This is a genomic window from Pseudomonadota bacterium, from assembly GCA_041395565.1.
GTDB lineage: Bacteria > Pseudomonadota > Gammaproteobacteria > UBA9214 > UBA9214 > UBA9214.
The window spans coordinates 353,102-367,786 of record JAWLAI010000006.1; the positions used below are offsets into that span (position 1 = coordinate 353,102).

The window sequence follows — 14,685 nt, forward strand, 5'->3', positions numbered from 1 at the left end:
GGTGTCGGCCTTGTCATTGCACCGTCACCCGCCCGCTGACACCGTCCAGCGTCACGACGCGGTCCAGCCCGGACCGCCCCAGGCGCAGCGTGGCCTGGCGCAGGAACACCCCGTACGGGTTGCGGCAGACGGGTCGGCCGCTGGCATCGAACACGGCATCGGTACTGCTGTTGCAGGTCGCCCGGTAGACGGGGCTGCTGGCCAGGGCATCGATGCCACGCGTGCTGTCGCCCTGCAGGCTGACGTCGTAGAGCCGCTTGCTGACGGGATCGTAGACATCGTAAACGGGTGTCGGTGGACTGGTGCCCATATCGGCGCGGAATACCCGGATGCGCTGCTCTGCCGGTATCACGCTGTAGCCGTAAGGGGTGCCGGTACGCAGCGCCTCGCTGCGCGCGAAGCGGATCGCCTCGGCGTAGACCCGGGCTGCCGCCTCCAGCCGCTGGGGATCGACACTCGACAAAAAGGGGATTGCCGCGACAGCGACAATCCCCAGGATTGCGACGACCACCAACAGCTCGACCAGGGTTACGCCATGACTAGACCGCATCTGAACAGGGTCTCATCGCAACCCGCTGCCGCGCTCAGTACAAATCGTAACTGACGCCGTTACCGTCGGTATTGGTATCGTCGGCGATGAACTTGCCGGAGGTGGTGTCGTAACGCCAGCCGCCCGCGGCGCCGGCGCCCGTCATGGCCAGGTTGCCCGTGGTCACGACGGTGATGGTCGCGACCTCGGAGACCGGGTTGGTCGGGATATCACCCTTGATGTAGGGACCGAACGGAAACTCCGGGGTACCGTCGGCGTCGATGTCGCGGATACTGCAGGTCTGGCCGTTGGCGTTGGAATAGAATTTCAGCTGTTCGGAAAAGGCCGCCGCCGTGTCGGCATTGCCGGTGCCGGCCGTGCCGCCGGTGCAGGTGCCGCCGGTCGAGGCCACGGCACCCGGGTAGTTGTTGCTGTGCTGCTGGTTGTACAGGTCGATGGCGCTGCGGATCCCGGCCAGGTTCGAGCGCAGGGCCGAATCCCGCGCGTCGGCCGTGGATGATGCGAACTGGGGCACCACGATCGCAGCCAGGATGGCCAGGATGATGGCGACGATCAGCAGTTCGACCAGCGTGAAACCGGCTTCCCTGCCGGCAACGGGTGTACGAGTTGTCATGGTCCTCTCCTGGAAACCCGAATTGTTCAGAATGCGAACGGGTTATCGGCGCCGCCGCCGACTGCTTTACAATTTTTTACAGCAAATCAATGCCATTGGAATTTTCTGACGCGACCACCGGCGCCCGCCCCGGCGCCGGTATTAATACTTTCGTATTAGGAACTTAGTGACGGATAGCGCAGCCATGGCACGGACGGGGTCAATGCACCGCCTGCGACAACTTGAAAATCGGCAGGATCAGCGAACTCACGATCAAGCCCACCACGGCGCCCATGACGATCAGCATGACCGGCTCGACCATGCGCGAGAAGGCGGCCAGCTGCTTCTGCAGTTCGCGTTCGTAATAGTCCGCGACCCGGCCGAGCACGCGCGGCAGACTGCCGGTCTCCTCGCCGGTACTCACCATCTGGCGCACCAGCGGCGGGATGAATTCCTCCTGCTGGAACGCCGCCGCGAAACCGCCGCCCTCCTTCACCCGCTCCTCGATGGTGAGCAGGAACTTGCGGAATACACGGTTGGAAACGACCTCGCGGCAGGATACCAGGGCATCCGGTACGCTCACGCCGTTGGCCAGCGACAGGCCGAGGACGCGCATGGACTGGACCAGATAGATCTGGATGAAGATGCTGCGCAGGCCGGCCACGCGCAGCTTCAGCCGGTCAAGCGTCGCGCTGCCGCCCGGCGTCCGCAGCCACCAGGCACTGCCGCCCGCAATGGCGGCCACGGCGAGCAGGAGCAGCGGCCAGTACTCGACCAGCACATGGCTGGCATGCATGAGCACGATGGTCGTCGCCGGCAGCTTGTCCGCGATGCTGGCGAACAGGGTGGCGAACTTGGGAAACACCACGACCAGCACGAACACCACCACGAACAGCGAGAACACGATCAGGAACGCGGGATAGGTCAGCGCCGAGACGACGGTATTGCGCAGCTGCTCGCGCTTCTCGTCCATCCGCAGCAGCTCCAACAGCACCGTGTCGAGGAAACCGCCGTCTTCCGCGGCCGCGACCAGTTTCACGTAGGTTCCCGGGAATAGGACGGGATACTGCGCCAGCGCCCAGGAGAACGGCTTGCCCCCGGTCACGTGCTCCTGCAAGCCGGCGATGATCTCCGCCATTTCCCGGTTCTCGACCTGCCGGCCGAGCGCCTTCAGTGCGGCGTGCAGCGGGGTGCCGGTTTCCAGCAGCAGCGACAGCTGCTCGGTGAAGAACATGCGCTCGCGCACCCCGGCCTTGCCGCGTCGCCGCCGCATGCGCACGGGCTTGCCGGGCGCGGCCGCCTTGCCCGGCCCCTGTCTTGCAGCGGTGATCTCAATCGGCATGCACTGGCATCCTAGGCGTTGATGACACGCGCGATCTCCTCGATGGTCGTTTCGCCGTTGCGCACATGCTCGAGTCCGTCGAGAAACAGCGTGTGGAAGCCGCGCTCCCTGAGATAGGCATTGAGCTCGTCGCGTCCGGGATTGGTGGTGATCAGCCGCTGCAGAGCCTCGTCGCTGGCGAGCACCTCGTGGATGCCCATGCGCCCGCGGTAGCCGGAGTCGTAGCACTCGTTGCAGCCGCGACCGCGCGCGAGGTGGATCTGCCGGCTGCTGTCCCAGCCGAAGCGCGCCACCAGCTCGGGCTCGGCAATGTAACTGGTCCTGCAGCTCGGGCAGATCGCACGCACCAGGCGCTGCGCGACCACGCCGATCAGCGCGGTGGACAGCAGGTAGGGTTCCACGTCCATGTCGATCATGCGCGTGATCGCGCCAACGGCATGGTTGGTGTGCAGTGTCGAGAGCACCAGGTGGCCGGTCAGCGCGGCCTGCACCGCGATCTCCGCGGTCTCGCGGTCGCGGATCTCGCCCACCATGATGATGTCCGGGTCCTGGCGCAGGGTATGCCGGAGTATGGTCGAGAAACTCAGACCGATGTTGTCGTGCACCTCGTTCTGGTTGACGATCTCGATCTGGTATTCCACCGGATCCTCGATGGTCACGATGTTCTTTTCCATGCTGTTGAGGTAATTCAGCGCCGCGTACAGCGAGGTGGTTTTGCCGCTGCCGGTCGGGCCGGTCACCAGGACCAGGCCGTGGGTGCTGTCGAGCAGCGACTTGAAGGTCGCCAGGTTGTCCCTGCTCATGCCCAGCTTGTTCACGTCCAGCAGCGCCTGGTTCTTGTCCAGCACGCGCAACACGATCTTCTCGCCGAACAGGCCGGGCAGCGAGCTGAAGCGCAGGTCGACCGCGCGCCCCTGGGTATGCACCTGGATGCGGCCGTCCTGCGGCAGCCGGCGCTCGGCGATATCGAGATTCGCCATGACCTTGAGGCGCGAGACGATCGCCGGATGATACTCCGCGCTGAGCGTGTTGACCTCGTAGAGCACGCCGTCGATACGAAAGCGCACACGCGTGCGCTGGCGCGAGGGTTCGATATGGATATCGCTGGCGCCGTCGCGGATCGCGCGCTGCACCAGCGAGTTGACCAGGTTGATGATCGGACTGCCTTCCGCCATCTCGTCGATGGCCGCGTAATCGTCGCGGGCGAGGTTCTCGACGATCGCGAAATCCTCGTCCACCTCGCCGATCAACTCGATGGTATCGACGTTGCCGGCATAGGCATCGTTGATGGCGTTCAGGATATCCTCGCGCCGCGCGATCACCGGCCGCACGCGGCACCCGGCGAGTTTCTCGACTTCGCCGAGGGCGGGGATGGCCTGGGGATCGGACGTGGCCAGATACAGTACGCCCCGGATCCGCTGCAGTGGCAGCACCTGCAGGCGGCGGGCCACCCGCCGGTCGAGGGTGTTGATCACCGCGGGGTCGTAGATGCCGGCGCGCAAGCGCACGCAGGGGATTCCGAGCTGCTCGCCGAGCGCACTCAGCACCTCCTGCTCCGAGACCCAGCCCTTGTCGATGATGATCTGGCCCATGCGGCGTGCGGTGCGCTGCTGCAGCACGATCGCCTCGTTGATGCGCTCCTCGGACAGCAGGCCGCGCGCCAGGAGGATATCGCCCAGGCGCTGCGCCCGCCCGTGCGGGCCCGGCTGGGCTGCGGGATCGGCACCCATCAGGGTGACGTAGTCACTGAAGGATGTCAGCGCCAGGATGTCCTGGATCAGGCTGTTGGCATGCACCAGCTTGAGCCAGCCGCCGCGCCGCACGGCCTGCTCCTGGAGGTCGACCAGCGCCTCGAGCGCGGCGCTGTTGAGCAGTCGCACCGAGCCCAGGTCGACGACCAGCTGGGTATCGCCCTGTCGCAGACAGTCCGTGGCTGCCTCGGTCAGGGAGCGGATCTCGCCGTCATTGAGCAGCGCGGTGCGCGGCACCAGGTGGGTCATCACACCCACGCGCGTGCGCAACACCTCGTCGGCGCGGTAATCCGGCGCCGTGCTCACGCCCCGCGCCTCATCGCTGCGGCTGCGTCGGTGGCTGCGCTATATGCCTGCCTGTTGTTCATGGCACGTCGGCACCGCGTGCCCGCTAGCCGGCCCGCGCCGGACGTTCGCTGGCTAGGCCTGCCAGAAATTCCTCCAGCGGCCTGGGCTTGCCGATGCCATAGCCCTGCAGGTAATCCACACCCATCTGTGTCAGGCGTTCGGCGAGCGCGGCGTTTTCCACATATTCCGCAACCGTCTTCAAGCCCATGACGTGACTGACCTGGATGATCGACGCGACCATGGCATGCGACACCTTGTCTTCCAGGAGATTGCGCACGAAAGTGCCGTCGATCTTGACGTAGTCGACCGGCAGTTCCTTGAGATAGCTGAAGGAGCTCAGGCCGGTACCGAAATCGTCCAGCGAGAAGTGGCAGCCGACCGCGCGCAGTCTTTCCATGACGGCGAGTGCCGTATCCCGGTTGCCGATGGCGGCCGTCTCGGTCACCTCGAAGCAGAGGCAATCGCTGGCGATGCCGTAATGCCTGATCTTGGCGATGATGAACTCCGCCAGCGACGCATCGGCCAGCGACTGTCCGGACAGGTTGATGCTCACCATGCCCTGCCCCGGCGTGCGCGCCAGACCCGCCACCGCCATCGTGGCCAGCGTCTGTTCCACCACCATGCGGTCGATCGCGGGCATCAGGTTGAACCGCTCCGCTGGCGGCAGGAAGCGGTCCGGACTGAGGATTTCGCCATTCTCGCCGACCAGTCGCAGCAGCACTTCGAAATGATACAGTTCTGCGCTCGCGGCAACCGGCTGGATGACCTGGCAGTACAGGCGCTGGCGCTGTTCCCGCAGTGCGCGCTGGATCAGGACCACGCACTGCATGCTGTTGCGCCGCGCCACCAGGTCCTCGTCGTCCAGCCGGAACGCCTGGATCTGGCCCTGCCCCTGTTCCTTGGCGGCGCTGCGCGCCAGCTCCGCGGCCTCCATCACCTCGCCGGCATCGTGCACATGCGACTCTATCGTGGTGACACCGGCCGAGATCTGCACCTCGCAGGTGATCCCGCCCCAGTCGACCCGCAGCTGCTTGACGCGGTCGCGCAGTGTCCGCGCCACCGTCATGCCTTCATCGATGCCGCAATTCTCCAGCAGCACACCGTAGCGGCCCTCGCCAAGATAGGCGACGCTGTCGGTGCCGCGCAGTTTGTCGCGCAGCAGCCTGCCAACGCTGCGGATGACATGATCACCGACCTCGCGGCCATGCGCCTCGTTCAGCACCTGCAGCTGGTCGATGTCGATGTTCATCACACACTGGACCGCATCGCCCTTGCCGGCCTCGTCCAGCTTGCGCTCCAGCAGGGTCGTGAATGCATGCTGGTTCATCAGGCCCGTCAGCGGGTCGTAATGCGACGTGGCGATCTTGGCGACCTTCTTTGCCATGACCCGGAGCAGGTTACGGTCGCTGTTGTAGAAATCCTGGCGGTAGATGTGGTTGAGACAGATGAGCACGCTGTCCACGTCGCCACGACTGTTCGTGACGGTGCAGGACAGCAGCTTGTAGGGCAGTTCCAGTCCCAGCTCGTCCCGGCGCCGGTCGCTGATGTCGTTGATGAGCATGCAGCCGACTTCCCGTTCCGCCTGCGGCAGATAGTTATTCAGCAGTTGCCGGATGAGCTCGCCGGGTTCGTGTACCGGATCGTGCTTGCCGGTGGCATACAGCACCCGCTCCCGTTCCGGGTACAGCAGCGCGACCATGTCCACGTCGAGGTAGTCGGCATAATCGTCGATCAGCTGCTGCAGGGTGACCGCCTCCTGCTCCATGTCCTCGCTGTCTTCCGTGTCATAGACGAGATTGAGCTCCTCGTAGCGCCCGGCCAGCTCCTGCGCCATGGTATTCAACTCGGCAGTCAACCGGTATTCCTTCTCGATACAGGCGGCAACGGCGCCGAAGGCCGCGTCCACCCGCTCTACATTCGCCCGTGCGCCCGCCACCTCGCTGGCCTGACCCAGCGCGACGAGCAGACCGGCAACCTCACCCGCAGGCGTACGGATGTCAGTCACAAAGGTCACCGTATCGTCGGCGGTGCCCAGCGCCAGCCGCGTTTCCGTACCCGCAGCGTTGTACTTCCTGATCCCGTCGATGCGCACGCTCGTCCGTCGGATCCGCGACCTGTTGGCGGGATCGGCGGTCAGCACCTTGCCGGCCAGCGTACACACGTATAGCTCCAGCGCCTCCGGCAACAGGAGGCGCAGCAGTGCGAAGTAGCGCTCGAAGCCGATGTCGTTCAACGGATTTGCTGACATGTCTGTGCCCCGCCGATATCATCGTGCTGGAAATATTGCTGCAACCTGGCAAGCAGCCGGCGGATGCTGACCGGTTTTTCCAGGAAATCCAGGTTACCCATGTCGCGCGACCAGGCACGGTGCTCGTCTTCCGCACGCGCGGTCAGGATGAAGATGCCGAAGCTGCGCCCGGGCATCTCCTGTGCGATCCGGCCGCACAGTTCCCTGCCGTTGAGCTGCGGCATGTCGAGATCGGTGATCAGGAGATCGGGCGGATTGGCGCGTACCTGCTCCAGCGCCTGGTTGCCGTTGCAGGCCTCCGCCACGTCATAGCCTGCCTTTTCCAGCGCCAGCCGCATCACCCGGATCACATGGGGTTCGTCGTCGACGATCAAAATCCGTTTCTTTGTCATACCGCCTGCCGTAGTAGCCCAGCTTCCTTGTTGAACTCTATGATGAACTCCGACCCCTGGCCGGGGGTGCTGCTGACCTTCAGCGTGCCGTGATGCAGCTGGATGATCTCGCGCGCCAGCGGCAGCCCGAGACCGTGCCCGCTCCTGCTTGCCGCCGCCTCGTTATGCGAACGGTAGAACTTCTCGAAGATCCGTTCCTGCTCCGTGGGCGCGATGCCGATGCCGTTGTCACGCACCGAAATGCGCACGGTCTGCTCGGTCTCCTCGACCGACATCCTGACCATGCCGCCCTCGTCGCTGTACTTGATCGCGTTGGTCAGCAGGTTGTTGATGGCGATCCGCATCAGGTCCTTGTCGAGCGCCACCGGACTTATCTCCCGCGGCAGATCCAGCTCGAAATCGAGCCGTTTGTCCTGGCCGCTGCGCGCACAGGTGTTGAAGGCGTCCTCGAGCAGTTCGCGCAGCTTGACCCGCTTGCGCTCGATCGCAATGCTGCCGGTCTCGATCTTGGTGAGACTGAGGATATTGTTGATCAGCAGCGCCAGCCGCTCGACCTCGTCGTGGATGATGTTGGCGGCCTCGATCCGGAACTGTTCCTCGCGCCCCTCCTCGCCCTGCAGCATCTCGCTGTACATGGCGAGCACGTTCAGCGGGGTCTTCAGTTCGTGCGATACATGGGCGACGAATTCACCGCTGCTGTTGCGGGCGAGCTGTTCCGCGGTGATATCGCGAAACACGACCAGCGTGCCGAGCAGCTCCGAGGTGTCGCGCGGCGAGAACAGCGGGTAGGGCGAGATGGCATACGTGCGTCCCGGCATGGCGGCGGGCCGGTATTCCAGCGCGTCGCTGTGATAGCCATGGCCGCGCCGCCCCCCGCCCTGACCGGACAGGAAGGCGATGACCTCGGGATCACGGCACCAGTCGGCCGGCTTCTTGCCGATGATGTCATCCTGCGCAAGCCCCAGAATCTGGCCGATCCTGGCGTTCGCCAGGCTGACGCTGCCGCTCTCGTCCAGGACCAGGACCGCATCCGGAAACGACTGCAGCACCGACTCGATGCGCGAGCGCTTGTAGGAAAGCAGCTTGCTGGAGGTTTCCAGCCGGTTGCGATCCGCCTCCAGCTCGCCGATGCGCTGCTGGGCGCTGTCGATGAAGCGGTTGAAGCGCCCCATGAAATCCTGCAACTCCTCACTGGCGGCCAGTTCGACCTTGCCGGTCAGGCCGCCCTGGTCGAGCAGGTTGTCGAGCCGGTTGTTGACCTGCTGTATGGGCCGCACCTCGCGTCGGACCAGGAAGTAGAACAGCGGCGTCAGCAGGAAAATGGGCAGCGCGAAGGTTGCGATGAAAGCGATCTGGTCCGATTTCAGCCCGAATTCCGGCTTCAGGTAACCCAGCCTGATATGTCCCGCGACCGCGCCGGCACTGAACAGCGGGGCGTGAAATTCGATGACCTCGCGATCGCTCGCCGGCAGGGCCAGCGCACGCTGCCCGACCCAGCTGGAGGGATCCGATGGTATCGGCACGGCCGGGATGATCACCCCGCTACCGGCGATTTCTTCCACGGGATGCTGCTGACCGTCGACGATGGTCAGATAGGCCAGCGACGAGGTGCTGCGCGTCTGCTGCAGCACCGACAGGATGCTGGTCTTGCCGGGCTCCGGCGTGAACTGCTCGAATGGAATGCGCGACAGGATGCGTACCAGGCTGGCGCCCTGACTGCGGATATACGTCTCCTCGTCGCGCTGCTGATACTGGAACAGGAGCAGCACGGTGACGCTGATCACGGCAAGCGAGGCGACGATCATCGTCAGCCCGAGACGCTCGGTCCTCCACGCACTCACTACCTTGTTGAGCGGCATGCTGCTCTCCGGCCGGGTTGGGTTACACCGCTGTAGCGGCGGAAAACCGACCGTCTTGAATGGCTTAGCAATGCCTGCCGCGCTGCGCGCGGCCACGGATCATGGCTGCCGGCGCGTTGCCCCGGCGGGTGTCCGGGCGTGAAAAAACCGCGGCGGGCCAGCACCATGGCCCGCCCGCGGGATTATGGGATAGGTACTACTTCAGGTCGGCGAGAACCCTGACCAGGACGCTGCCGTCCTGCGGTCCGAGGCCGTGCTCGGCCGGGATCGTGACCAGGCGGGCGCGGCCGCGCAGGGCGGGCACATTGTTCATGTCCTGGCTGTACGCCGGCACGACGTAATCGCCCCAGCCGGCCGGGGTATCGGCCCGCACGATGGAGACATATTTGATGTCGGGATGCGGCTGGCCGTTCAGCCAGAACAGCAAGCTCCCGGGTTGCGGACGCACCAAGTCAACATACAGACCGCGTGAGCGCATGGCGGTATCGTAGAGATCGCCCCCGAAGAAGTCGGTCAGCAGCGAGAACGGGAAGGGAATATCGGTCGCATCCAGCGCCTGTTCGGCACGTACGGTGCCCAGATGCGGAGTGGCGATCGTGACCAGCGCCTTGACCGCCGGATATTTGCCGCGGACCAGGGCGGTCCGGGCCACGACGCCGCCGGCCGAGTGCCCGACCAGCACCTCGGGTTCCGCGCCGTGCCGCCTGGCGATGGCGTCGAGGATCCCCTGCAACTGGTAGACCTGGACCAGGACCGGCGCTTCCGACGGCAGGTCCACGGTATAGAACTTGTTGCCGGCCTTGAGACCCGGCGCGGGGACGAAGCCGGCGCCACCCGGTCCGACGCTGTAGACACCGGCACGCTGCCAGCCATGCTGCTGGAGTATCGTGGTCACCCCGCTCTCGTCCCAGTAATTGGCACCGCTCAGGTAACCGTGTACCAGCACCAGGACCTCGCCACGGACCGTGGCCGGTACCAGCATCACCAGGACCTGAAGGACGACTGCCAGGAAGACTCTGTTCATTGCGACACCCCGCTTTCCCCTGTGGCGTCCGCCGCCCGCGAACGGACGCGGTGGCGACGCCAGACTGTACCGCCCATCAGTATATATTAGTATTCTCTTAATAAGCAAATACGAATATTCAAAAAGCCACAGCCAGAGACGGGAATTATTTCCTCATCGTTAACATGAAGTTATGCCGGGAAGCTGGAACAATCCTCGCCGAGCCCCGTGACCGTCCGCCGGCTCCGCGCCAGTGATCTAATAATATTTCATATAATTCATAACGTTATAAAAGCCTGAGCGCAGGCGGGAAAAATTTTTTGCCGGGTTTCCGAATATTTCTACATTACACGTTTCCGATATACGAGCATTATCAGCCCACTACACCGGGCCTCTCGGTAATGCCCAAATTAACGCCAAATGATTGTGGTTGACACTCTCCGGCCCTGCGGGCGTAATCATATTCAATCATTGATCAGGTCGTGTTGCAGGAGGTGTCTCTTGGAAAACATAACCTTCGATGTTGACGAGTTATCCCGCCTGGGCAGGACCGAACAGGCACAACGCCTCGAAGAGGCCGCGCGCCGGATCGATGATGTGCAACGTGCTGCCGCTGATGATCCCGACTCACTCAACTGGGTCGAACAGCAGCGACAATACCTAGTTGAGATGCAGCATTTGATATTCGAGTGTTAGCCCGACACTTACCTCCATTACAACCCGCCCGTGTGGCGGGTTTCTTTTTTCAGGCCCGCTGAGATCCGGCGGGTCGCCGGCGGGTCCCGCACCCGTTACCCTTCAGTAACGCGACCCGTGAACGAACGAATCGGTATGGACATCCGGCTTGCCAGTGAACTCCTGCTCCTGCTGCTGATCGCGAACGGCACCCCCGTGCTCGCCGGCCTGCTGTTGCGCAGGCGCTGGGCGTACCCACTCGACGGCGGCCGGGTCTGCCGCGACGGCCGCCGCCTGTTCGGCGCCTCCAAGACCGTGCGCGGCCTGCTGGCCGCGCTGCTGGCGACCGCGCTGCTCGCGGCGGCGCTCGGTCTGCCCTGGTGGTACGGTGCGCTGTTCGCCGGCCTGGCCATGAGCGGCGATACCGGCTCGAGCTACCTCAAGCGCCGGCTGGGATACCCATCCAGCTGCGCCAGTCCCGGACTCGACCAGTTGCCCGAGTCGCTGCTGCCCCTGTTGCTGCTCCAGCGCGTGACGGCGACCGGCCCGGCGGAGCTGGCCGCCGTGACAGTCGCCTTCGCAGCGATCGACCTGTTGCTGTCCCGGCTGCTGAATCCCGCTCAGCCACGCTGCAGGTGATGCAGGGTGATCTCGGGCGGGCAGTTCAACCTGACAGCCACCCCGCACACGCCGGATCCGGCCGAGGTATAACCGGACATGCCGAGGTACTCCCAGGCGCCCGCGCAAAAGGCCCGCGGGCAGTCCGCATTGCACAGCAGGGGGACGCCGCCGGGCAGGCAGATCTGGCCGCCGTGGGTGTGGCCGCACAGCATCACGTTGAAATCGGCATGCGCCGCATGGCGGTAGATTTCCGGCGAATGGGCGAGCAGGATCGAAACGGCATCCTCCGGGATGGCGTCGGCGGCCTTCTCCAGATTGTCGGCGCGGTAGAAGTGCGGGTCATCGATGCCGGCCAGGTACAGACGCGACCCGGCGCGCTCGATGGCGACGTGTTCGTTCAGCAACACCCGGATGCCCATCGCCTCGATCGCCGGCAACATGCGGATCGAATCGTGATTGCCCAGGATGCCGTAGACCGCCGCGCCGAGTTGCGCCCGGACCGTCTGCAGACCCGCCATTGCGGCATCGCAGCCGCCCCAGGTCTCGGCGCGGTAATCGCCGGTCAGCACGCACAGGTCGTATTCGACCTCGCGCACGGCCTCCCCCAGCACGTGCGGCATGTCCGGCGCGATGTCGAGATGCAGATCGGACAGCTGCAGGATGGTGAAACCCTCGAACGCGGCAGGCAGCCCGGGTATCGCGATGGTGTTGTGCCGCAGCGCGATGCGGCGCGCGTTGCGCCGGCCGCGGCCGAGCAGCAGCGTCGCGCGCAGCGCGTTGCGGATGATCGCGCGCAGGATGATCAGGTTCTCGATATGGAAGAAGGTGCGGCCCTGGCCGAACACCTGCTGGTGGTGCGCCGTCTCCAGTCCCAGCCGCTGCCGCAGATGCGTCTTGCCCACCCGCGTCTGCAGCAGGCGCAGTGTCTGTTCCTCGATCTCGGCGTTCATCATCACCCCATTGTCCGGCGCCACCCGTCCATTTTCAATCCGCGGACTGTGGTGCCGATCTAACACGGGCGCGCGGCGTTCTGGTACTCTGGGCGCCGCACCCGACCCGGACCGGCACCCCGGCCGCGCTACCGGGCATAGCCAATCAGGAGTGTCCCATGAACCTGGAGAAAGTCGTATTCGCATTCTTCATCGTCCTGTCGCTGACCCTCAACTTCGGATTCTTCATCGGCGAGCTCGATAACCCGAACCACCACAATGTCTACGAGCTCTATGCCGCACTGGTCGTCAGCCTGATCGCGACCATCATGAAATTCGGCGACCGAGCCCATATCGGCGCCGTGCTGCTGGCCACCAGCCTGGTCGCCGACCTGCAGCTGATCGCCGCCGCCATCGTCTGGACGGTGTCGGAACACGGTACCGGTGCCGGTCTCACGCCCATGGTCATGTCCAGTATCGTCTCGCTGTCGGGCGGCGCCCTGCTCGCCAACATCACCTCGGTCGTCATCCTCGTCACGGAAACCGTCATGTTCCGCCGCTAGCGCTGCGGGGTTGTACGCATGAAGAACGTGATCTACCTGCTGCTGCGCCGCATGCGCCTGCCGCTGATCGTGGTGATCCTCGCGTACACGATCTCGATCACCGGACTGGTGCTGATACCCGGCGTCGACGACCAGGGTCATACCTGGCACATGACGATCTTCCATGCCTTCTATTTCGTCAGCTACATGGGCACCACCATCGGCTTCGGCGAGGTTCCGTACGCCTTCACCGACCAGCAGCGGGTGTGGACCAGCCTGGCGATGTACCTGACCGTCATCTCGTGGCTGTACGCCATCGGCGCCCTGTTCGCCATCCTGCAGGACCAGGCCTTTCAGCGCGTGGTGGCTTTCAACGCCTTCACCCGGGCGGTGCGGCGGATCAAGGAACCCTTCTATCTGATCTGCGGGCTCGGGGATTCCGGCTACCTGGTGGCGCGGGAACTCGCCGCCGACGGCATTCAGAGCGTGGTCGTGGACAGCGACGACACCCGCGTGCAATCGCTGCGGGTGGAGAACTTCCCGGTCGACATCCCGGCGCTGTGTGCCGATGTGACCGATTCCTCGGTGCTACTGGCGGCCGGACTCGCCAAGCCCGAGTGCGCGGGCGTCATCGCACTCACCGGCGACGACCATGCCAACCTGACTGTGGCCATCAGCTGCAAACTGCTGGCGCCCGAGCAGCGTGTCATCTGCCGCGCCGAAACCCACGACACCCAGGCCAACATGGACTCCTTCGGCACCGACGTGATCATCAATCCGTTCGACACCTTCGCCGAACGCTTCGCCATGATGTTCCGTTCGCCGAGCATGTTCCTGGTGTACGAATGGATGACCAGCATCCACGAAACGCCGCTGCGCGAATTCGCCGTGCCGCCGCGCGGCACCTGGGTCCTGTGCGGCTACGGGCGCTTTGGCAAGGCCGTGCAGAAGAGCCTGTCCTTCAAGGGCATCCAGACCGTCATCGTCGAGGCGGATCTCGCGGCCACGGCGGCGCCCGAAGGCGCCATCGAAGGCCGCGGCACCGAGGCCATCACCCTGTACGAGGCCGGCATCGAACATGCCGACGGGATCATCGCCGGCACCGACGACGATGCCAACAACCTGTCCATCATCATGACCGCGCGGGACATGAATCCGTCCCTGTTCACGGTCGCACGCCAGAACCTGAGTAACAACGACAATATCTTCAACGCCGCGCATATCGATCTCACCATGAAATCGGGCATGATCATCGGCCGCCGCGTCATCGACCTCCTGACCAATCCCCTGCTGTCTGACTTTCTGCGCATGGCACATACCCAGACCGAGGGCTGGGCGAACGTGCTGGTCAGCCGCGTGGTCGGCCTGCTCACCGACGAGGCCCCGGAGACCTGGACCCTGACGGTGTCGGAACGGCACACCCCCGCGCTGCTGGAGGCCTTCCGCAAGGGACTCACGGTCTCGGTGCGCCATATCGTGACCGACCCGCGCACGGTGACGCAGAACCTGCCCTGCGTTCCGCTCTACCTGCGCCGCAGCGACCAGCGCGAGGTGCTGCTGCCCGAGGACGATCTGCAGCTGCAGCCGGGCGATCAATTGCTGATCTGCGGACGCCGGCACGCCGAAACCCACATGCGCTGGACCGCGCGCAATTTCCACGCCCTCAACTTCATCATCACCGGCAGCGACCGCCCCAGCGGGGCGATCTGGCGCCTGTTCGCCGGCAAGCACAGCGACTGACCCGCACGGCCCGGTGCGACGCGCTGCCGGCCCTGCCGCGGCGGCCGCCGTGGCGGCGGCCTGCAATGGCATGTGAAATGCATGGTTATTAGC

At 64.6% G+C, this 14,685-nt stretch carries 13 protein-coding genes; 4 read left to right on the forward strand and 9 right to left on the reverse strand.

Annotated features, from left to right (window positions below):
* Positions 1 to 13: 13 nt before the first annotated feature.
* The 8 genes from R3F42_11550 to R3F42_11585 form a co-directional block, all read right to left on the reverse strand.
* Positions 14 to 550 (reverse strand): GspH/FimT family pseudopilin, encoded by a 537-nt coding sequence (locus R3F42_11550; protein MEZ5542666.1) that lies wholly within the window; start codon positions 548 to 550, stop codon positions 14 to 16.
* A gap of 34 nt (positions 551 to 584) precedes the next feature.
* Positions 585 to 1,163 (reverse strand): prepilin-type N-terminal cleavage/methylation domain-containing protein, encoded by a 579-nt coding sequence (locus tag R3F42_11555; GenBank protein MEZ5542667.1) that lies wholly within the window; start codon positions 1,161 to 1,163, stop codon positions 585 to 587.
* A gap of 199 nt (positions 1,164 to 1,362) precedes the next feature.
* Complete coding sequence (locus R3F42_11560) at positions 1,363 to 2,484, reverse strand: type II secretion system F family protein (protein ID MEZ5542668.1); 1,122 nt, start codon at positions 2,482 to 2,484, stop codon at positions 1,363 to 1,365.
* A gap of 11 nt (positions 2,485 to 2,495) precedes the next feature.
* Positions 2,496 to 4,541, reverse strand: coding sequence for an ATPase, T2SS/T4P/T4SS family (locus tag R3F42_11565; protein MEZ5542669.1), 2,046 nt, complete (start codon positions 4,539 to 4,541; stop codon positions 2,496 to 2,498).
* An 85-nt stretch (positions 4,542 to 4,626) separates the two neighbouring features.
* Positions 4,627 to 6,831, reverse strand: a complete 2,205-nt coding sequence (locus R3F42_11570) for an EAL domain-containing protein (protein ID MEZ5542670.1) — start codon at positions 6,829 to 6,831, stop codon at positions 4,627 to 4,629.
* Positions 6,813 to 7,223, reverse strand: a complete 411-nt coding sequence (locus R3F42_11575) for a response regulator (GenBank protein MEZ5542671.1) — start codon at positions 7,221 to 7,223, stop codon at positions 6,813 to 6,815. Before R3F42_11575 ends, R3F42_11570 begins: the two co-directional genes overlap by 19 nt.
* Positions 7,220 to 9,082 carry an ATP-binding protein gene (locus R3F42_11580; GenBank protein ID MEZ5542672.1) on the reverse strand — a complete coding sequence of 621 codons (1,863 nt, stop codon included), beginning with the start codon at positions 9,080 to 9,082 and terminating at the stop codon, positions 7,220 to 7,222. Before R3F42_11580 ends, R3F42_11575 begins: the two co-directional genes overlap by 4 nt.
* A 196-nt stretch (positions 9,083 to 9,278) precedes the next feature.
* Positions 9,279 to 10,106 carry an alpha/beta fold hydrolase gene (locus tag R3F42_11585; GenBank protein MEZ5542673.1) on the reverse strand — a complete coding sequence of 276 codons (828 nt, stop codon included), beginning with the start codon at positions 10,104 to 10,106 and terminating at the stop codon, positions 9,279 to 9,281.
* A 480-nt stretch (positions 10,107 to 10,586) separates the two neighbouring features.
* On the opposite strand from R3F42_11585, the gene R3F42_11590 reads away from it, so the two are divergent.
* A complete protein-coding gene (locus R3F42_11590) occupies positions 10,587 to 10,781 on the forward strand; it encodes a hypothetical protein (protein MEZ5542674.1) in 195 nt (64 codons plus the stop codon).
* A 117-nt stretch (positions 10,782 to 10,898) separates the two neighbouring features.
* The gene (locus R3F42_11595) at positions 10,899 to 11,399 is read left to right on the forward strand and encodes a CDP-archaeol synthase (GenBank protein ID MEZ5542675.1); all 501 of its coding nucleotides are present in this window, start codon (positions 10,899 to 10,901) and stop codon (positions 11,397 to 11,399) included.
* On the opposite strand, the gene R3F42_11600 is transcribed toward R3F42_11595, so the two are convergent.
* On the reverse strand, positions 11,381 to 12,334 hold the full coding sequence (locus R3F42_11600) for a metallophosphoesterase family protein (protein MEZ5542676.1): 954 nt from the start codon (positions 12,332 to 12,334) through the stop codon (positions 11,381 to 11,383). The genes R3F42_11595 and R3F42_11600 overlap by 19 nt on opposite strands.
* A gap of 155 nt (positions 12,335 to 12,489) precedes the next feature.
* Between R3F42_11600 and R3F42_11605 the strand changes: the two genes are divergently transcribed.
* Positions 12,490 to 12,873 (forward strand): DUF6394 family protein, encoded by a 384-nt coding sequence (locus R3F42_11605; protein ID MEZ5542677.1) that lies wholly within the window; start codon positions 12,490 to 12,492, stop codon positions 12,871 to 12,873.
* 18 nt (positions 12,874 to 12,891) lie between these two features.
* The gene (locus tag R3F42_11610; protein ID MEZ5542678.1) at positions 12,892 to 14,592 is read left to right on the forward strand and encodes an NAD(P)-binding protein; all 1,701 of its coding nucleotides are present in this window, start codon (positions 12,892 to 12,894) and stop codon (positions 14,590 to 14,592) included.
* The last annotated feature ends 93 nt before the right edge of the window (positions 14,593 to 14,685 follow it).